The organism is Cyanobium sp. Cruz-8D1 (genome assembly GCF_024345975.1).
GTDB lineage: Bacteria > Cyanobacteriota > Cyanobacteriia > PCC-6307 > Cyanobiaceae > Cyanobium.
Genome location: NZ_JAGQCD010000001.1, coordinates 82,842 through 101,809, shown reverse-complemented (window position 1 = coordinate 101,809; position 18,968 = coordinate 82,842). Strand labels below are relative to the sequence as shown.

The window sequence follows — 18,968 nt, the reverse complement described above, 5'->3', positions numbered from 1 at the left end:
CGCCATGAACCGCTCCAGCCTCAACCTGCGCCTTTACCTTGCCGCCAGGGCCGTGGTGCACGGCAGCCGTCGCCGCATCCCGCGGGCCCTAGTGCCGGCGCGGCGGCCCCTGGGGGATCGCTTCACGATCGCGATCACCACCTTTGAGGCCCGCTACGAGACCTACTTCCGCCCGCTGTACATCGCGTTGCGACGCAGCTTTCCCGAGGTGCCGATCCTGGTGGCCGTCAACGGCCATGGCGATCCCGCCAGCCAGAGCCGCTATCTGGAACGGATCTGCCGCGAGTTGGCCAGCGGCGAGCCACCCCATCGACGCTTCCTGCTGCACGATCGGGTGGTGGGGCTCTGCCAGCTCTGGAATGAACTGCTCCAGGCCAGCCCGACGGCCACCACCCTGGTGCTCAACGACGATCTGCGCATCGACCCCTTCCTGCGGCGCTGGGCCGAAGCCATGGACTGGGAGTCGGTGGACCTCAGCCTGCTGAACAACACCTGGTCCCACTTCGCCATCGGCCGCCACTGCTGGCAGCGGATCGGCGCCTTCGACCAGAGCTTCAGTGGCATCGGCTTCGAGGACATGGACTACACCGCCCGGGCCTCCCTCGCGCGGGTGCGGATCGGGGGTGTGGCCTGTCCCTACCTGCACCATGCGAACGACCAGCCCGACACCACCTCCTTCGACGGCCAGTCGGAACGGGTCTGGGGCAAGTACACCTCCGCCAACCAGGAGGCGTTCTTCCGCAAGTGGGAGCGCTGCCCGGAGCCGGAGGGCACCTACATCCGCCAGCTCGGCCAGCACGTGCGGCCCGTCGCCCCCCTGCCGCCCCTGCCCGTGCCGCCCCTGAACGCCGCCGGGCCAGGGATCATGCACCTGGATCGGACACCATGAGGGTCCTGGTGCTCGCCCCCTCCGCCTATCTGCTCGGCGGGGTCCAGGACTGGCTGGCCAGCCTGGTTCCGGGCCTGCGGGCCGGCGGGCACGAGGTGACGGTGGCGGTTCCCAATGGCGACCACCACCGCCATGGCCCCTACGACCAGGCCTATCCGGCGCTTTCAGCCCAACCGCTCGCCAACCCCAGTGGCAGCGCCGAAGGCAGGATTCGTGCCATCGCCGACCTGCTGGGAGGGCTCAATCCCCAGCTCGTGCTCGGCGTCAACCTGGTCGATCTCTATCCCGCGGCCCAACGGGCCCGTCGCCAGGGTCGCTTCCACGGACGGGTGGTGATGACGTTGCACGCGCTGCAGGCGGAGTACTTCGACGACCTGCGGCGCCACGGCGACGGCATCGACGCGGTGATCGCCACCAATCGGCTGGCCTGCCGGCTGGCGAGCGAGCTGGGCGGGATGGATCCCGGCAGGGTGCTCTATGCCCCCTATGGCGTGCCGGTGCCGCCCTGGCAGGCCCCCGAAGGCGATCCGGCCGCCACTTTGAAACTGGCCTGGGTGGGCCGGCTGGAGCAGGCCCAGAAACGGGTGCACGATCTGCCGCCGCTGCTGACAGCTCTCGAGGCCCTGGGCCTCAATCTGCAGCTCAACATTGCCGGCGACGGCGAGGAGCGTCCGTCCCTGGAGCGATCCCTGGCGCCCTGGATCGGGCGGGGCAGCGTGCGGATGCTCGGCCACGTCGACCAGCCCCGCCTGGCCAAAGAAATCTATGGAGATCACCATGCCCTGGTGATCACCTCGGCCTGGGAAACGGGCCCGATCGTGGCCTGGCAGGCCATGGCCAGTGGCATGGCGGTGGTCAGCAGCCGCTATGTGGGGTCGGGCCTGGAGGGGGCCCTGGAGCACGACGCCACGGCCCTGCTCTTCCCCTGCGGCGATGTCGCCGCCGCCGCCGCCCAACTGGCACGGCTGCGGCAGGGCGCCCTGCTGCAGCGGCTGTCCCGGGCCGGCCACGCCCTGGTGGCCAGGCGCTACAGCGGGAGTGCCTCCCTGGCGGCCTGGCGACGGGCCCTCACACAGGTGATGGAGCTTCCCTGGCTCCCAGAGATCCCCCCTGAACCGGATCCGGCCCCCGCCGGGCGGCTGGATCGCTGGCTGGGCCGCCGCCGCGGTGAGGATCTGCGCCGACTGCTGGGGCAGCGCTTCCGCCACCACAGCGCCGGCAGCGAGTGGCCCCATTCCAGCGGCGCGAGCGATGGGGCGGCGGAAGCGGCATTGCTGGCTGCGGCGGGCCGGCTCGACCATCCCAGTGCTCCCCATGGCTGAACCGACAAGACCCTCCCGGAAGGAGTGGTTGGGCGTCTGGCTGAAGGAGCGACTGCGCTACGAGTGGTTGCTGCGCCGGCCCGCGCCAGCTCACCTGGCGATCGCCAACCGCGACGAGCGGCTGGAGGCGGCCCCCGATGGCGGTGGCCAGGCCTGTCTGTGGCGCTTCACCTCCCGCCTGCATGCGCCCCGGCTGCAGCCGGAACTGGGCCGGCGCCTGCTGGAGCGCTGCCTGGTGGCCGCGCCGATCCGCCGCCGCGGCGCCCCCCTCTGGGGCGAGGGGCCGCCGCAGCTGAGCGTGCTGATCGGCCACCGGGGCCTTGAGCGGCTGCCCCTGCTGCTGGCCACCCTGGAGTCCCTGGCCGCCCAGGAGAACGTGCGGCTGGAATGCCTGGTGATCGAGCAGGACAGCGAACCCCGCATCGCCGACCGACTACCGCCCTGGGTGCGCCACGTCCATGGGCCCCTGCCCGACCCCACCGCCCCCTACAACCGCTCCCACACCTTCAACCTCGGCGCCCGCGAGGCCCGCGCGCCCGTGCTGCTCCTGCACGACAACGACATGCTCGTGCCGGCCGGCTACGCCCGCCGCCTGCTGGAGAAGATCGCCCGCGGCTACGCGGTGGTGAACCCCAAGCGGTTCGTTTTCTACCTCAACGAGGTCCACAGCGCCTCGGTGCTGGCCGGCTCCGACGACTACACGGCGCGGCCCGCCGAGGCGATTGTCCAGAACCTGGAGGCGGGGGGCTCGATGGCGATCACGGCCGAGGCCTATGCCGCCATCGGTGGCATGGACGAGGGCTTCGTCGGCTGGGGCGGCGAAGACAACGAGTTCTGGGACCGCTGCCTCACCCGGCCCACCTGGATCTGGGGCTATGAGCCGATCGTGCACCTCTGGCACCGCGGCCAGCCCCTCAAGCACCAGCGGGACAACCCCAACCTGGAGCGGGCCCGGGCCGTGATGCAACGCCCCGCCCTCGAGCGCATCGCCGCCCTGCGGCCCGCCCCGGTGCCCGGCCTGGTCAGCACGATCATCCCGGTGCACAACCGCGCCGCCCTGCTGCGCGAAGCGGTAGCCAGCGTGCTTGAGCAGGACCACCGGCCGATCGAGATCGTCATCGTCGACGACGGCTCCAGCGACGACACCGTCGAGGTGGCCGACGGCCTGGCCGCCGCCCATCCGGACCTCATCCGGGTGATCCACCAGCCCAACAGCGGACCCGGCGCCGCCCGCCAGCGGGGCCTGGACCACAGCCGCGGCGAGTTCGTTCAATACCTCGACAGTGACGACCTGCTGCTGCCCGGCAAGTTCAGCGCCCAAGTGGGGGCCCTGACGCGCTCCCCCGACGCCCGGATCGCCTACGGCCCCAGCCTGGAGGAGGACCATTCCCAGCACCCCATCCAGCGCCGCGGCCCGATGCGGGCCACCGGCCGACCCCTGGAGCGCCTGTTCCCCCTGCTGCTGCTGGAGCGCTGGTGGACCACCAGCTGTCCGCTCTATCGGCGCGACCTGCTCGACCGCATCGGCCCCTGGCAGCCATGGATCAATGAGGAGGACTGGGAGTACGACGGCCGGGCCGGCGCGACCGGGGCGCCCCTGGTGTGGGTGCCGGTGCCGGTGTCGGTGCGGCGGATCCACATGGGCGACGACCACCTCAGCGACCGCGGCCACCTGGACCCCCGCAAGCTGGCGGACCGGGCCAGGGCGCAGGAGTCCCTGCTGCGCAGCGCCCTGGCCGCCGGCGTCGACCGCCGCAGTCCCGAGATGGCGCGCTTCTCCCGCTCCGCCTTCCTGCTCAGCCGCCAGTGTGGCGCCGCCGGTGCGGAGCAGGCCTCAGAGCGGCTGTTCCAGCTCGCACGACACACCGGTTCCTGGCAACGGCGCCGAAGGGTGGAATTCCTGGCCTACCGGCTGCTGGCCGCCGTGCTGGGCTGGAGCCGGGCGGCCCGCCTGAGCATGGGGTTCCGGACACGGCTGCAGCAAGGCCCCCGCCCAGGGAGGAACATGACCTGAGCTGATGCAGAAGCCTGTGGAGCTTGAAACCGGCACGGCGCCGCTGGTCTCGGTGGTGATGGGCGTTCGCAATGGCGGCGCCAGCCTCGCCGCCAGCCTTGATTCCCTCACCAGCCAGGAGGGGGTGAATCTGGAGATCGTGGTGATCAACGACGGCTCCAGCGACGACACCGGCGCGCTGCTGGCAGCCCGCGGCGCCAGTGAGCCGCGCCTGCGGGTACTGGAACGGCAGGGACGGGGCCTCACCCGCTCGCTGATCGAAGGCTGCCAGGTGGCCCGCGGCTGCTTCATCGCCCGCCAGGACGCCGGCGACATCTCCCTTCCCGGCAGGCTGCAACGCCAGCTGCGCTGCCTGCAGGAGAACCCCGACGCCAGCCTCTGCTCCACCCATGTGCGCCTGGTGGTGCCCGAGGGAGCCACCGTGCGGGTGAACGCGCCGCAGCCAGAGGAGCTCGCCGATGGCCTCACCGGACCCGCCATCCACGGCTCGGTGATGCTGCGCCGCAGCGCCTATGAACGGGCCGGAGGCTACCGACCGATGTTCTACTTCGCCCAGGACATCGATCTGTGGAGCCGCATGGTGGAGGTCGGCAGCCACCTGGTGGTGCCGGAGGTGCTTTACGAGGCCACCCTCTCCCCCGGATCGATCAGCGGGTCACGGCGCCAGGAGCAGGAGGCCTTCCACGCCCTGATCGTGGCGGCCACCCAGGCGCGCCGCGGCGGGCAGCCGGAGACCCCCGTCCTGGCCGAGGCGGAGGCCCTGAGCGATCGCTGCCGCGGCTTGCGGGCCCAACCCCGCCGGCAAGCCGATGGGGCCTACTTCATCGGCGCCTGCCTCAGCGGCGAGCGGCCTGACCTGGCCCGCCACTATCTGCGCCAGGCCCTAAGCCTCAACCCCTGGCACCTCAAGGCCCGACTCAAGCTAGCCACCCTGCCATGACCCTCAGCGTCGCGATCCCCACCTACGGCCGCGATCAGGTGCTGATCGACAGCGTCGCCGCCCTGCTGGCCCTGGATCCCCCCCCCTTTGAGCTGCTGGTCGTCGACCAGACGCCCCGCCACGACCCGGAGTGCGAAGCCCAGCTGAGCGTCTGGCAGGCGCAGGGAAAGATTCAGTGGCTGCGGCTGCCGACTCCCTCGATCACCGGCGCCATGAACGTGGCCCTGCAGGAGGCCCGCGGCGACAGGGTGCTGTTCCTCGACGACGACATCCTGCCTGGCCTTGAGCTGCTCAACGCCCATGCACGGGCCGGAGCTGCCAGCAGCGAGGCCATGCTCGCCGGCCGGGTGCTGCAGCCCTGGCACCAGGGCTGCAGCGATCCGGAAGAGGGACCCTTCCTGTTCAACAGCCTGCGGCCCCGCACGGTGGCGGAATTCATGGGGGGCAACGTGGCCATCCCCCGCCAGCTGGCCCTGGAGCTGGGGGGGTTCGACCAGAACTTCGTGCGGGTGGCTTACCGCTTTGAAGCCGAATTCGCCCACCGCTGGCGCCAGGCCGGCCATCCGATTCAGTATGTGCCCGGCGCCCTGATCCACCACCTCAGGGCCGAGCGGGGCGGAACCCGCAGCTACGGCAAGCACCTCACCACGGTGAAGCCCGACCACGCCGTGGGGCGCTACTACTTCCAGCTGCGCACCCAGCCCCTGACCGTGGCTCTGGCGGCCTGCCTGCGCGGCTGGTTGGGGTCGGTGCGCAGCCGGCACCACCTGCGCCATCCCTGGTGGATCCCTCCCACGCTGGTCGCCGAAGGACGGGGCCTGGTCTGGGCTTTGCGCCTGCAGAAGCGGGGTCCGGCCCTGCTGCCGACGCGCCGGCGCCGGCTGCTGATCGCCGGCAGCCATCCGGTGCAATACCAGACACCCCTGTTCCAGACCCTCGCCAAGGCCCCCGGTGTGCGCAGCGACGTGCTCTATCTCACCCTTCCGGACGCCCGGACCCAGGGGCTGGGATTCGGGGTTGCCTTCGAGTGGGACGTGCCGCTGCTGGAGGGCTACGCCTGGCACGAAGCCACCAGCGGCCGGGGCCGCGGCATCACCTCCGGCTACCGGGGTGTCTGGCTGGCACGCCCCCTGGCGGAGCTGGGGTTCGGTCCAAGCCGGGAGCGGCCCGATGCCCTGCTGCTGACCGGCTGGCACTTCCTGGGCATGGTGCAGCTGTTCATCGCCGCCCGCCTGCAGGGCCTGCCGGTGCTGCTGCGAATGGATTCCAATGCCTTCCGCCCCAGACCCTGGCCCCTGACACTCGCCTACTGGTTGCTGTTCCGGGGGGTCGACGTCGGTCTTCCCGTCGGCACGGCCAATGCCCGCTGGTACCGCCAGTTCGGTGTCCCCCAGAAGCGGTTGGTGCCCTCGCCCCACTTCGTCGACAACGCCTACTTCAGCGACAGGGCCGGCGCCCTGCGCCCGCGCCGGGAGGAGCTGCGCCAGGACTGGGCCATCCCCCAGGAGGCCTTCTGCTTTCTGTTCGCCGGCAAGCTGCAGCCCAAGAAACGTCCGCTCGACCTGCTCGAAGCGCTGCGGCAGCTGGTGATGGAGCCCCTGTCCCACCCGGTGCATCTGTTGATCGTGGGCACAGGCCCCCTGGAGGAGGCCTGCAGGGCGCTGGCCAGCCAGCAAGGCCTGCCGGTGAGCTTCGCCGGCTTCCTGAACCAGTCCGCCATGCCGTCGGCCTACGCGGTGGCCGACAGCCTCGTACTGCCCTCCGACCACGGCGAAACCTGGGGCCTGGTGGTGAACGAGGCCATGGCCTGCGGGCTGCCGGCGATCGTGAGCGACCAGGTGGGATGCGCCGAGGATCTGGTGCTCGAGGGCCGCACGGGCCTGGTGAGCCCCGTCGGCCAGCCAGCGGCCCTGGCCGTGGCCATGGGCCGGATGGCCGCCGATCCCGTCGCCGCCGCCCGCATGGGGGCAACGGCAAGGGAGTTGGTCAACAGCCACTACAGCGTGCGCAACGCCACCGAGGGAATCCTGGCAGGGCTGGCCCTGCTGGAGCAGCGCTGAAATGCCCAAGGCCCTGATCCTCTCTCTGCAACCCCCGGGGGGCAGCGGCGTCCAGGCCCGTCGCTACGCCAAGCTGCTGCCCCATCTGCCAGCGGCAGGCTGGGAGTTCCATGTCGTCGGTCCCGACCCCCGGCTGGATGCCGTCACACCGGAGCCCTGCCCCGGCCAGGACCGGTTCTGCCACTACAGCCAGCGGGTCTCCCGCTCCCATCGCTGCTCCATCCGCAAGAACCGCCGCCGGACCGGCACCCCAATCCATCTGTGGTTCGGCCTGCGGCAGCTGATCCATGGCCAGTTGGAGCGGCTGATCGGCCACGACCCCCAGAGCCACACCCTTGAGGGCCTCAGGGCCACGGCCCTGGAGACGGCAGCGACGATCCCGTTCGATCTGGTGGCCGGCATCTGCCCGGATTTCCGCGTGCTCGAGGTGGCCCGGGACGTGGCCAGGCAACTCGGCCAACCCTTCATCGCCATCTACGACGATCCCTGTGGCCATCGGGAGAAGGGCCTGTTTCACCCGGCCCACCCCGAGCGCCAGCGGGCCGTGCTGGCCGGAGCGGCGGGGGCCGTGTTCGCCTCACCCCTCACCCTCGAGCGCTACCGGGAGCAGGGCCTGCTGGGAGCCACCCCAGCCAGCTTCCTGCCGGACTCCTTCGAGGTCGGCGAAGCCTCCCCACCAACGGCCGGGACAGGCCCGGCGGCCCCCGCGGAGCCAACGGCCGCAGCCCGCACACTGACCCTGTTTCACCCAGGCAACCTGGGGCCATGGCGGCCGATCGAACCCCTGCTGGAAGCCGTGCGTCACTGGCAGAAGAGTGGCCAGGGCCCGCTGCGGATTCTTCTCTACGGCTACCTCTACGAAGCGGCCCGAACGGCCATCCGCACTGACGCCAGCCTGCGCCCCATCTTCAGGGTCCATGCCGCGGTGAGTCATGAACGCTCCCACCAGCTCGCCGAGGCCGCCGATGCGCTGCTGGTTCTGATCGGACCGCGCCACACGGACAACCTGCCCTCGAAATTCTTCGAGTATCTCCCCCACACCACCCCAGTATTGGTGGCCGGACCGGCGGGCAACCCCCTGCAGGCCATCCTCGACGACCTGCACAAGGGCCTCTACTGCGACATCGAAAGCAGCGCGGCCATCTTCGACGCCCTGGTCACGTTGCAACGCCAGGCCGGCTCCTACCGGGACCACCAGCGCCACAACCCAGACGCCATCGGCGCCTACGCCGCCCCCCGGGTGGCCAGGGCCTGGGGCACGGCCTTCGATCGCTTCCTGGCGGCTCGTCCCTTGCCATGAGGGTCCTGCATGTCATCCCCTCGATCAGCCCGCTGCGGGGCGGTCCCAGCCGGGCCGTGATCGACATGGTGGCGGCCCTGCGCCTCCAGGACGTGGACGCCACCATCCTCACCACCAACGACCATGGCCCGGGCTTGCATCCTGATCTGGTCACCGGGCGCTGGCAGTGGCACCAGGGGGTGCCGGTGCTGGCCTTTTCCCGCTGGAGCCCGCCCGTGGCGGCGCTGAGGGAATTCACCATCAGTCCCGAGCTCAGTCTGTGGCTGGCCGGGCACCTGAAGCAGTACGACCTGCTCCACATCCATGCCCTGTTCTCCTTTCCCTGCACCAGTGCCATGGTCCAGGCCCGCTGGGCCGGTGTTCCTTACATCCTGCGCAGCATCGGCCAGCTGAGCCCGTGGAGCCTGGCCCAGAGCCGTGGCCGCAAACGCCTGCTGCTACGCCTGATCGAACGGCGCAACCTGCAGCAGGCGGCCGCCCTGCACTTCACCAGCGCAGCCGAACGGGATGAAGCCGCCGCCCTGGGCCTGACCGCGCCCAGCCTGGTGCTGCCCCTGGGGGTGCGCGGCCCCGACTCCCAAGCCCAGCCGACGGGTTCATCGAACGCTCTAGCGCCGGTCCGCTTCCTGTTCCTGTCCCGGCTGCACCCGAAGAAGCAGCTGGAGAACCTCCTGGAGGCGCTGGCCCTGCTGCAGCGGCACCGGCCCGAAGCGAACTGGGAACTGGCCATCGCCGGGGATGGGGATCCCCGCTACGTCGCCGCCCTGCAGGAGCGGGCCAGGGGGCTGGGCCTTGGGGAGCGCTGCCGCTGGCTGGGGTTCGTGGCGGGGGAAGCCAAGTGGCGGGCCCTGGAGGCGGCCGACTGGTATGTCCTGCCATCGGCGGCGGAGAATTTCGGCATCGCGGCCGTCGAAGCTCTCGCCGCCGGGACCCCCGTGATTCTGTCCCCCGAGGTGGCTGTGGCTGCCGACGTGGCCCGTGCCGGCGCCGGTCTGGTCAGCGCCAGCGACCCGGAAGCCCTGGCTCTGACCCTGGCCACCGCCCTGGAGCGGCCTTCTCTGTCAATGCAGGCGTCCGCCCTTAACCTGGCGCAGATGGACTTTTCCTGGAGCACGATCGCCCTGCAGCTCCGTACCGCTTACCGCCAGGTGCTGACCTCCCCCGCCAGCCGATGACCATCCTGCTGCTGATCGTGCTCTTCGGAGCTCTCGCCGCCGTGCTCCTCGACGGGGACTGGCGCACCGGGCTGATGGTCACCCTGCTCATCGGCTTCGCCCAGGATCCCCTGCGCAAGATCACGCCGGACCAACCCACCTACATGGTCGGCCTGGTGCTGATCGGCTTCGCCCTGTGCGGCGTGGTGCTCCTGGAGCGTGCAGGGCGCTTCAACCTGCGGGCGATGTTCTGGACCGTGCCGCAATTCGATGGCTGGGTGACGCTCTACTTCAGCCTGATCGCACTCCAGAGCCTCAACAGCTTCGCCCGCTTCTCCGACATCCGGCTCACTGCGATCGGCGCCGCCTTCTACCTGGCGCCGGCCTTCGGGCTCTGGGTGGGCTTCCAGGTGGGATGCAACCTGCCCTTACTGAGACGTCTGCTGACGGTCTATCTGGTCGGCTCGGCGGTGATGGCGGTCACCGTGTACCTCAGCTTCCAGGGCGTCGACCATCCCACCCTCAAGGAGGTGGGCGAAGGACTTCTGATTACCTTCCGCTACGGGTTCTCGGCCAAGGGGGCCTCGGGGTTCTGGCGAACCAGTGAAATCGCCTCCTGGCAGCTGTCGGCCGCCGCCTGCATTGCCGCAGCGATGGGCATTGCCAGCCAGAAGCCGACCACCCAGTTCGGACTGTTGCTGCTGGCGGCAGGGTTTGCCTTCCTCACCATCCTTACCGGTCGTCGCAAAGCCCAGGTGCTGATCCTGGCGTTCGTGGCCATTTATCTGCTGCTGTTCAGCCGCCGGGCCAGCCCCGCCTCCAAGGAGCGGGTGATCACCAGTGTGCTCGGCGTGGCAGGCATCTCCTACCCCCTCTATGCCTTCATTCTCTCGGAGAATCTCGGCGAGAACTTCGGCGAATACACCAACCGCTCGCTCACTATCCAGCAGGATCTGGTCGAGCGCTTCGACTCCCAGGGCATCGGCGCCACCCTCAGGGCCATTGAGGTGTCCGATGGCATCGGCATGGGGGTGGGTGCCGGTGCCAGCACGGGCGGCCTCATCCGCAATGCCGCCCGCGAGGCCATCCGGAGTGTGGGTTTTGTCTCCGAGGGTGGTGGCGGACGTCTGATCCTGGAACTTGGCGTGCCCGGCATGGTGATCCTCGGGGTGATCCTGGTGCTGCTGGGCCTGGTGCTGCTGCGCAACTTCCGGCTGCTCAAGCAACTGCCCCAGTCCACCGCCTCTCTGTTGATGGGGCTCATGTCCTTCGCCCTGGCCAACGTGCCGGCGTTCTTCTCCGCCGCCCAGCTCTACGGCGACCCCTTCGTGCTGATTCTGATGAGTCTGTCGCTGGGGTCGTTTCTGGCCATTCCCACCCTGGTGTCCCAGCAGCAGGAGCAGCGGGCCCTCTGGCAACAGCAGCAGCAGCAGCGCCAGATCCTTCTGGAGCAACGCTCCCAACCCCTGGCATGAGCCTGCCCGAGGCTGCAGGTGGTCAGCTGAGCGCCCTGATCCTTACTTACAACGAAGAGGCCAATATTGCCCGCACCCTTGACCACCTGCGCTGGCTGGATTCCATCCTGGTGATCGACAGTGGCAGCAGTGACGCCACCCTTTCGATCCTCGCCAACCATGCCGCGGTGCAGGTGCTGCATCGACCCTTCGACAGCTTCGCTGACCAGTGCAATTTCGGCCTGGATCAGATCGACACCCCCTGGATCCTGAGCCTCGATGCGGATTACCTGATCCCGCCGTCCCTGGCTACCGAAATCCAGACAGTGATTCGGGATCCTGGCAACGCGACGGTGGCGGGGTTCGCCATCCCATTCCGCTACTGCATCGGCGGCCGTCCCCTGCGCAGCGGGCTGCTGCCGCCCCGGGTCAGCCTTTACCGCCGGGGTCTGGGCCGCTACCGCAACGACGGCCATGGGCATCGCATCGTCCTGTCGGGCCCCGTCAAACAACTGCGGCAGCCGATCTTCCACGACGACCGCAAACCCCTGCAGCGCTGGCTGGCCTCCCAGGGGACCTACCTGGCGATCGAGGCGGCCAAACTGCGCGCCACTTCGTCAAGCGAGCTGTCGCTGGCGGATCGCCTGCGCAAGCACACCCCGCTGGCCCCCTTCGCCGCGCTGCTGTTCTGCCTGCTCTGGAAGGGGGGCGTGCTGGAGGGCTGGCGCGGCTGGGCCTACGCCCAGCAACGCATGTATGCCGAACTGCTGCTGCATCTGATGCTTCTGGAAGATCACCCCAGCCTGTCAACTCCGCCTTGACAGGACACGCGATTCCGCAGGATCTGGATGTTGCATTAAGGTCCGCCCTGACTGACGGAGGCGTTCCCGCTCCACCGCTCAACCACCTCCTTCGCGATCGGAAGGCTCCCTCGCCCGCCCAGTCCCCGACGTTTCCCCCGCCTCCAACTATTCGATGCCTTCGATCCTGATCACCGGCGGCGCCGGTTTCATCGGCGTCAACGCCGCCCAGCACTTCGCCTGCCTGGGGTGGGAGGTGGCGATTCTCGACAACCTCTCCCGCCGGGGCACCGAGGACAACCTCCGCTGGCTGCTCGATCAGCATCCCGCCATCGCCTTCCATCGTGTCGACCTCCGCCAGGCGGAGGCCCTCGCCGAGGTCGTGGCCAGCCTGCGCCCCTCGATGCTGCTGCACCTGGCGGCCCAGGTGGCGGTCACCACCTCCTACACCAACCCACGGGAAGACTTCGAGATCAACGCCCTCGGCACCTTCAACGTGATGGAGGCGGTCAGGCTCCATTCCCCCGAAAGCTTCGTGCTTTTCGCCTCCACCAACAAGGTGTATGGCGGCATGGAAACCGTGGCGGTGGAGATGACACCCCACGGCTATCGCTTCCGGGATCTGCCCGCCGGAGTGCCGGAGAGCCAGCCCCTCGACTTCCACTCGCCCTACGGCTGCTCCAAGGGGGTCGCCGACCAGTACACCATCGACTACGCCCGCATCTACGGCCTGCACACCTGCGCCTTCCGCCAGTCCTGCATCTACGGCACCCGCCAGTTCGGCATCGAGGACCAGGGCTGGGTGGCCTGGTTCAGCATCGCCGCCCTGCTGGAGCGGCCGATCACCCTCTACGGCGACGGCTGGCAGACCCGGGACGTGCTCGACGTGCGCGACCTGGCCCGGGCCTACGCAGCCGCCTGGGACCATCGCGACACAATCAGCGGCCAGGCCTTCAACATCGGCGGCGGCCCCGTCAACACCCTCTGCCTGCGCGACCTGCTGCGCTTCCTCGAAGAAGAGCTGGCGATCACGCTCAGCCCCCTCAGCGGCCAGTCCCGGCCCGGCGACCAGCCGGTGTTCATCTGCGACGTCAGCAAGGCCGCCAAGCAGCTGGGCTGGACACCGGAGATCAGCGTCGATGTGGGCGTGCGCCATCTGATCCGCTGGGTCCGTGACAACCGGGACCTGTTCGGCTGGCTGAAGCAATGAAACGGCCGAGGGCCCTGATCAGCACCATCGAGCCCGTGGATGGGGGGGTTCCCGCCATGACCGCCTGCGTCGCCAGGATGCTGGAGGAGCTCGGCATCGAGCCCGTCTTCGCCTGGTATGCCCCCTGGAGCACCCATCCGAAGCTGTCGGTTCCCCTCCATGCCCTCCCCAGCGGCCGGCGGCCCGGCCAGATGCAGCGCCGGGTCTACGGCGACCACGAAGGCCATGGCCTGGGGGCCTGGCTGCCGGAGCTGGAGTTCACCCATTACCTGCCCAGGCGCGCCTGGCGGCAGCTGATCACCGGCTGCGACCTGCACCTGTCGGTCACCGGCAATCCCCTCTGCGCCACCCCCTTCGCCAGGCTGGGGATCCCCTTTCTTGCCTGGGTGGCCACCCCCTGGCAGGACGACCGGGTCGACCGTGTCAAGCGCTTCTCCAGGCCACGGCGGCTGCTCGACCGGGGCCTCAACGGCCCGGTGCTGCAACGGCTGGAACGCCAGGTGCTCCAGGCCCCCCGGGGGCGGATCCTGGCATTGAGCGGCTACACGGCCACCGCCTTGGCCTCCATCGCCCACCGCCCCATGGACGGGGTGATGCGCATGCCGGTGAATCCCGCCATCTTCTTTCCTGCCCCTGAACGGCTGGTGCCCTGGCGCATCGGCTTCGCCGGCCGCTACGCCGACCCACGCAAGCAGATCACCCTGCTGCTGGAGGCCGTGGGCCGGCTGGTGGCGCAGGGGCGACCGGTGCAGCTCGTCCTCGCCGGTGAGCAGGACGTCCACCGACTCCAGGGCCCCCTGGCGGCGATGGGACTCGAAGGACAAGTGCAGTGCCACCCCTGCCTTGGCCCCAGCGCCCTGGCGGAGCTGCTGCAGGGCCTGGATCTGTTCGTCATCCCCTCCCACCAGGAGGGCCTGTGCATTGCGGCCCTCGAGGCGATGGCCTGCGGGGTCCCGGTCGTCAGCACCCGCTGCGGCGGCCCTGAGGACTACGTGATCGACGGCCTCACGGGCCAGCTGGTGGCCAGCGAGCCCAGCGCCATGGCGGTGGCGATCGCGGCCATCTGCGCCGATCGGGGCCAGCGCGACCGCCTCTCCGCCGGGGCCCTGGCCTGGGTGCGGCAGCAGGCCAGCCCGGAGGCGGCCCGACGCACCTTCCTGTCCCACCTGGAGGCCTAGAGCGGATGTGCGGCATCGCGGGCCAGCTGGGCAAAGAACCGGGAGCCTTCGCCGCCAGGGTCGGCCCACGCCTCGCCCACCGGGGACCGGATGATGCCGGCATCTGGCAGGACGACAGGGCCTGCCTGGTCCACAGGCGCCTGGCGATTCTGGATCTCTCTCCCCTTGGCCACCAGCCGATGGCCTCCCGGTGCGGCCGCTGGCAACTGGTCTTCAACGGCGAGATCTACAACCACGCCGAGCTGCGCCGCCGGCTGGAAGCGGAGGGGCAGCGCTTCCGGGGCAGCGGCGACACCGAGGTGCTGCTGGCCTGGCTGATCCGCTGGGGGCGGGACGGGCTGGCGGCGTTGCGGGGCATGTTCGCCTTCTGCCTCTACGACACTCGCGAGCGCAGCGCCCTGCTCGCCCGCGATCCCCATGGCATCAAGCCCCTGTACCTGCGCAGCGGGCCGGGGGGATCGCTCGCCTTCGCCTCGGAACTGCGGGCTCTGCTGGCGGCCGAGGCGGACCGGCCCAGCCTGGATCGCCAGTCCCTGGCTCGCTACCTGGCCACCGGATCGGTGCCCGAGCCCGCCACCCTGGTGCAGGGCGTGCAACGCCTGCCCAGCGGCCACGCCGCCACCTGGCGACAGGGTGAGCTGCGCGTGCATCCGTGGGGGGCCCTGCCGGAGAGCCTCGCGGGCGCCAAAAGCGACACCAAGATCACGGCGGCCGAGGCCGTGGCCCTCACCCGCTCGGCGCTCCAGGACTCCGTGGCCGCCCACATGGTGAGCGATGTGCCGGTGGGTCTGTTCCTCAGCGCCGGACTCGACTCCGCCTCCCTGCTGGCGCTGGCCCCCCGGGGCCTGCACACCTTCACGATCGGGTTTGAGGCGGCAGGGGCCGCCGGCTTCGACGAGTCGGAGCCGGCGGCCCGCATCGCCAGCCACTTCGGGGCCCATCACACGCCCCTGAACCTCACGGCCGACCAGGCCCGCCAGTGGCTGCCTTCCTTCCTGGCCAGCCAGGACCAGCCCTCCATCGACGGGTACAACACCTGGTGCGTGGCCCGGCTGGCCACGGAGCACGGGCTCAAGGTGGCCCTCTCCGGGCTTGGCGGCGATGAACTGTTCGGGGGCTATCCCAGCTTCCGGATGGTGCCGAAGCTGTGCCACTGGCGTCGCCGGATCGGCCCGGCCGGCCCGCCGGCGGCCTGGATCCTGCACCGCCTGCCCCAGGGGCGCCGCGCCCGGCTGCAGCGGATCACGGGGCTGCTGGAGGCGCCTGCCTCCCTGGGCCGGGCCTACGGATGTTTCCGGGGCCTGTTCTCCCCCACCGAAACCGAGCGCCTGCTGGAGCACTGGGGGCTCTGTGCGTCTACTGGCGCTGCTGCGGCCGGTGTGGCCTCCGGGGGGGAGACACCGGGCGGGCGTGAAGGGGTGGCCTGGCTGGAGGGCACCCGCTACCTGCGCAACCAGCTGCTGCCGGACAGCGACGTGATGGCCATGGCCGCCGGTCTGGAACTGCGCCTGCCCCTGGTGGATGCCCAGCTGCAGCGCCGGCTGGCGCCGATCCCCGCCGCCCTGCGGCTGGCGGAGGGCAAACAACTCCTGGCAGACAGCCTGCCGGAGCTGCCCGGCTGGTTCCTCAACCGCCCCAAGCAGGGGTTCCGCTTCCCGTTCCAGCTGTGGCTCGACGACCCGGCCTCACCCCTGGCCCTGCGGCTGCCCTCGACACCCCGGGGAATCGACCTGGCCCCCTGGTACCGGCGCTGGAGCCTGATGGTGCTGCAGCACTGGCTGGAGGTGCACCTCGACGTCAGCCTCTGCGCAGCCACGGCCCCTCGCCCGTGATCGCCCCCCGCCACCATGCGTGCCTGGGCTGCCTGCGGAAATCTCCCCTAAGATCCGCCTGCCACTGGATGTCCCTCCCTCCCGGTTGTCGGCGCCGTGGTGCCGACCTTCCATTCAGGGAGATCCAAGCCGATCGGATCCTGAGAGTCACACTGCCGGCTCCATGACTGTGCACGCGCTTACCGGTTCACCAGCTTCATGACGCTCATCCTGGGCATCAATGCCTTCCACGCCGATGCGGCCGCCGCCCTGATCCGGGATGGGGTGATCGTGGCCGCCGCCGAGGAGGAGCGCTTCCGCCGCATCAAGCACTGGGCCGGCTTCCCCACCGAGGCCATCGCCTGGTGCCTGGCCGATGCCGGCGTCGGGCCGGCCGAGCTCGACCACATCGCCATCAACTCCCAGCCGGGGGCCCACCGCTGGCGCAAGGTGGCGTACACCCTGGGGCACCGCCCCGATCCCCGCTTCCTGGTGGCGCGGTGGCGCAACAAGCGCGAACGGGCGGGCCTGGCCCAGCAGCTGGCCCTGGCCTTTCCAGGGGCCGAGATCGGGGCACGACTGCACTTCGTGGAGCACCACCGGGCCCACCTGGCCTCGGCCTTCTTCGCCTCCCCCTTCCAGGAGGCGGCCGTGATCTCGGTCGATGGCTTCGGCGACTTCGCCAGCGGCGCCTGGGGCCATGGCCACGGTAACCAACTCAGCCTGGATGGCCAGATCTGGTTCCCCCATTCCCTCGGCGCCTTCTACACGGCGATCACCCAGTACCTGGGCTTCCCCAACTACGGCGACGAATACAAAGTGATGGGACTGGCGCCCTATGGCCAGCCCACCCGGATGGAGGCCATGCGCCGCATCGTGCGGCTCCAATCCGACGGCACCTATCGCCTGGATCTGCGCTACTTCCTGCACGCCACCCAGAAGCTGCCGCACCAGTGGAGCAACGGGGCCCCGGTGGTGGGCGGCCACTGGAGCCCGGAGCTGGAATCCCTGCTCGGCCCTGCGCGCCAGGCGGAGGAGCCGCTCCAGCAGCACCACATGGACATCGCCCGTTCGGCCCAGGCAATGTATGAGGAGGCCTTCTTCCACCTGCTGCGGGCCCTGCACCGCAACCACCCCAGCGACCAGCTCTGCATCGCCGGCGGCTGCGGTGCCAACTCGGTGGCCAACGGCAAGGTGACCCTGGCCACCCCCTTCCAGCGGGTCTACGTCCAGGCGGCCGCCGGTGACGCCGGGGGCGCCCTCGGCGCTGCCCTCGCGGTGTGGCACGGGCTGGGGCGGACCCGCTCCGCACCGATGCGCCATGCCTACCTGGGCAGCCAGCCGGCACCTGGAGAGGTGGAGGAGCTGCTGGCCAGTCCCACCACCCGCACAGCCCTGGAGCAGGCCCAGTGCAGCCTGGAGCGACCGGAGGAAGGGGCCCTCTGTGAGCAGGTGGCGGCGGCGATCGCCGAGGGGTTGGTGATCGGCTGGTTCGATGGCCGCATGGAATGGGGACCCAGGGCCCTGGGCCACCGTTCGATCCTCGGTGACCCCCGTCGCGCCGACATGAAGGACATCCTCAACCTCAAGATCAAGCGGAGGGAATCGTTCCGTCCCTTCGCCCCTTCGGTGCTGGAGGAGGCGGTCGGCGACTGGTTCAGCCTTGAAGGGGAAGTTCCCTTCATGATGCAGGTCTACCCGATCCGTGAGGAGCAGCGCGCCCGCATCCCGGCCGTCACCCATGTGGATGGCAGCGGCCGTCTCCAGACCGTGAACGCGGCGGACAATGGCCGCTACTACCGCCTGATCCGAGCCTTCGCCGATCAGACGGGCGTGCCAATGGTGCTGAACACCTCGTTCAACGAAAACGAGCCGATCGTCTGCACTCCCGCCCAGGCCCTCGACTGCTTCCTGCGCACCCGCATGGACCTGCTGGTGCTGGGTGACGTGCTGATCCGCCGGCAGGGGTGAGCGCCTCCGCTGTCCCAGGCGCCCCGTTGCCCCCCGGAGCCGCCACCGGGCTCAGCCTGATCGTTCCCACCCTCGATTCCTACGCTCTGCTGCCCCGACTGGTCACCTCCCTGCAGCGCCAGAGCTGGCCCCACTGGCGGGTGCTGTTCATCGACGGCCCCAGCGGCCCCGAGCATCGAGCCTGGCTGGAGGCCCTCTGCCACCGGGACAAGCGCTTCACCTGGCAGCCCCAGGATCCGGCGTTTCCGGGCATCTTCGGTGCCATGAACCAGGGCATCCTCGCCACGCCCTTGGAGCACTGGCTGCTGTTCTGGGGCAGCGATGACTGGGCGGCCGGCCCAACCGTGCTCGAGGAGGCCATGGCGGCGACCCAGCCGGGGCCCCGCAGCGGCCAGCCGCCGAATCTGGTGGTCTGCCGTGGGCGTTACGCGGGGGCCGGGCAGGACGGAGCCATGCAACTGGGACGCCGCACGGCCTTCTCGAGCTGCGGGACCTATCGCCTCCGCCTGTTTCTGGGCTCCACCCCACCCCACCAGGCCACCCTGATCGGGCCGGGGGCCCGCCGCCGCGTCGATCAGTTCGCCGCACTCTTCCGGCTCTCCGCCGACCTCGACTACTTCCTCCGCCTGAGCACCTGCGCTGGCCTCTCGGCGCGGGGACTGGATCTGGAGCTGGTGCACATGGGCGAGGCGGGTGTCAGCGGCCAGCAGACCCGCCGCCGGCTTCAGGAGGTCAGGCTGGCCTATCACCGGGCCTTCGGCTGGCTCTGGGGGATCCCCTTCAGCCTGCGCTACATCAGGCGTCTCTGGAGTCGGCTGCCGTCGCCGGGCAGGCACTGGAAAGTAACGGAACAGGGCAGATAAGC

The 18,968-nt window shown here is 70.0% G+C and carries 14 protein-coding genes; all 14 read left to right on the top strand.

Features of this window, described 5'->3' with window-relative positions:
• Window positions 1-4 precede the first annotated feature (4 nt).
• The 14 genes from KBZ33_RS00520 (at window position 5) to KBZ33_RS00455 (ending at window position 18,966) form a co-directional block, all read left to right on the top strand.
• Entirely contained in the window at window positions 5-889 is an 885-nt protein-coding gene (locus tag KBZ33_RS00520) for a glycosyltransferase family 2 protein (RefSeq protein ID WP_254949664.1), read from the top strand.
• Window positions 886-2,211, top strand: a complete 1,326-nt coding sequence (locus KBZ33_RS00515; protein WP_255011367.1) for a glycosyltransferase family 4 protein — start codon at window positions 886-888, stop codon at window positions 2,209-2,211. Before KBZ33_RS00520 ends, KBZ33_RS00515 begins: the two co-directional genes overlap by 4 nt.
• Entirely contained in the window at window positions 2,204-4,225 is a 2,022-nt protein-coding gene (locus KBZ33_RS00510) for a glycosyltransferase (RefSeq protein ID WP_254949666.1), read from the top strand. Before KBZ33_RS00515 ends, KBZ33_RS00510 begins: the two co-directional genes overlap by 8 nt.
• A 4-nt stretch (window positions 4,226-4,229) precedes the next feature.
• A complete protein-coding gene (locus KBZ33_RS00505) occupies window positions 4,230-5,165 on the top strand; it encodes a glycosyltransferase family 2 protein (protein WP_254949667.1) in 936 nt (311 codons plus the stop codon).
• A complete protein-coding gene (locus KBZ33_RS00500) occupies window positions 5,162-7,225 on the top strand; it encodes a glycosyltransferase (protein ID WP_254949668.1) in 2,064 nt (687 codons plus the stop codon). The genes KBZ33_RS00505 and KBZ33_RS00500 overlap by 4 nt, the downstream gene beginning before the upstream one ends.
• Before the next feature lies 1 nt (window position 7,226).
• The gene (locus KBZ33_RS00495) at window positions 7,227-8,525 is read left to right on the top strand and encodes a hypothetical protein (protein WP_254949669.1); all 1,299 of its coding nucleotides are present in this window, start codon (window positions 7,227-7,229) and stop codon (window positions 8,523-8,525) included.
• The gene (locus KBZ33_RS00490; RefSeq protein WP_254949670.1) at window positions 8,522-9,700 is read left to right on the top strand and encodes a glycosyltransferase; all 1,179 of its coding nucleotides are present in this window, start codon (window positions 8,522-8,524) and stop codon (window positions 9,698-9,700) included. The genes KBZ33_RS00495 and KBZ33_RS00490 overlap by 4 nt, the downstream gene beginning before the upstream one ends.
• Window positions 9,697-11,154: a hypothetical protein gene (locus KBZ33_RS00485; protein WP_254949671.1), complete on the top strand. Its 1,458-nt coding sequence runs from the start codon at window positions 9,697-9,699 to the stop codon at window positions 11,152-11,154. Before KBZ33_RS00490 ends, KBZ33_RS00485 begins: the two co-directional genes overlap by 4 nt.
• Window positions 11,151-11,954 (top strand): glycosyltransferase family 2 protein, encoded by an 804-nt coding sequence (locus tag KBZ33_RS00480; RefSeq protein ID WP_254949672.1) that lies wholly within the window; start codon window positions 11,151-11,153, stop codon window positions 11,952-11,954. The genes KBZ33_RS00485 and KBZ33_RS00480 overlap by 4 nt, the downstream gene beginning before the upstream one ends.
• A gap of 154 nt (window positions 11,955-12,108) precedes the next feature.
• A complete protein-coding gene (locus tag KBZ33_RS00475; RefSeq protein ID WP_254949673.1) occupies window positions 12,109-13,143 on the top strand; it encodes a GDP-mannose 4,6-dehydratase in 1,035 nt (344 codons plus the stop codon).
• Window positions 13,140-14,321, top strand: a complete 1,182-nt coding sequence (locus KBZ33_RS00470) for a glycosyltransferase family 4 protein (RefSeq protein ID WP_254949674.1) — start codon at window positions 13,140-13,142, stop codon at window positions 14,319-14,321. The genes KBZ33_RS00475 and KBZ33_RS00470 overlap by 4 nt, the downstream gene beginning before the upstream one ends.
• 5 nt (window positions 14,322-14,326) lie before the next feature.
• Window positions 14,327-16,153 (top strand): asparagine synthase (glutamine-hydrolyzing), encoded by a 1,827-nt coding sequence (asnB, locus tag KBZ33_RS00465; RefSeq protein WP_254949675.1) that lies wholly within the window; start codon window positions 14,327-14,329, stop codon window positions 16,151-16,153.
• Between the two features lie 198 nt (window positions 16,154-16,351).
• Window positions 16,352-18,103, top strand: coding sequence for a carbamoyltransferase C-terminal domain-containing protein (locus KBZ33_RS00460; RefSeq protein WP_254949676.1), 1,752 nt, complete (start codon window positions 16,352-16,354; stop codon window positions 18,101-18,103).
• On the top strand, window positions 18,100-18,966 hold the full coding sequence (locus tag KBZ33_RS00455) for a glycosyltransferase (protein ID WP_254949677.1): 867 nt from the start codon (window positions 18,100-18,102) through the stop codon (window positions 18,964-18,966). Before KBZ33_RS00460 ends, KBZ33_RS00455 begins: the two co-directional genes overlap by 4 nt.
• The last annotated feature ends 2 nt before the right edge of the window (window positions 18,967-18,968 follow it).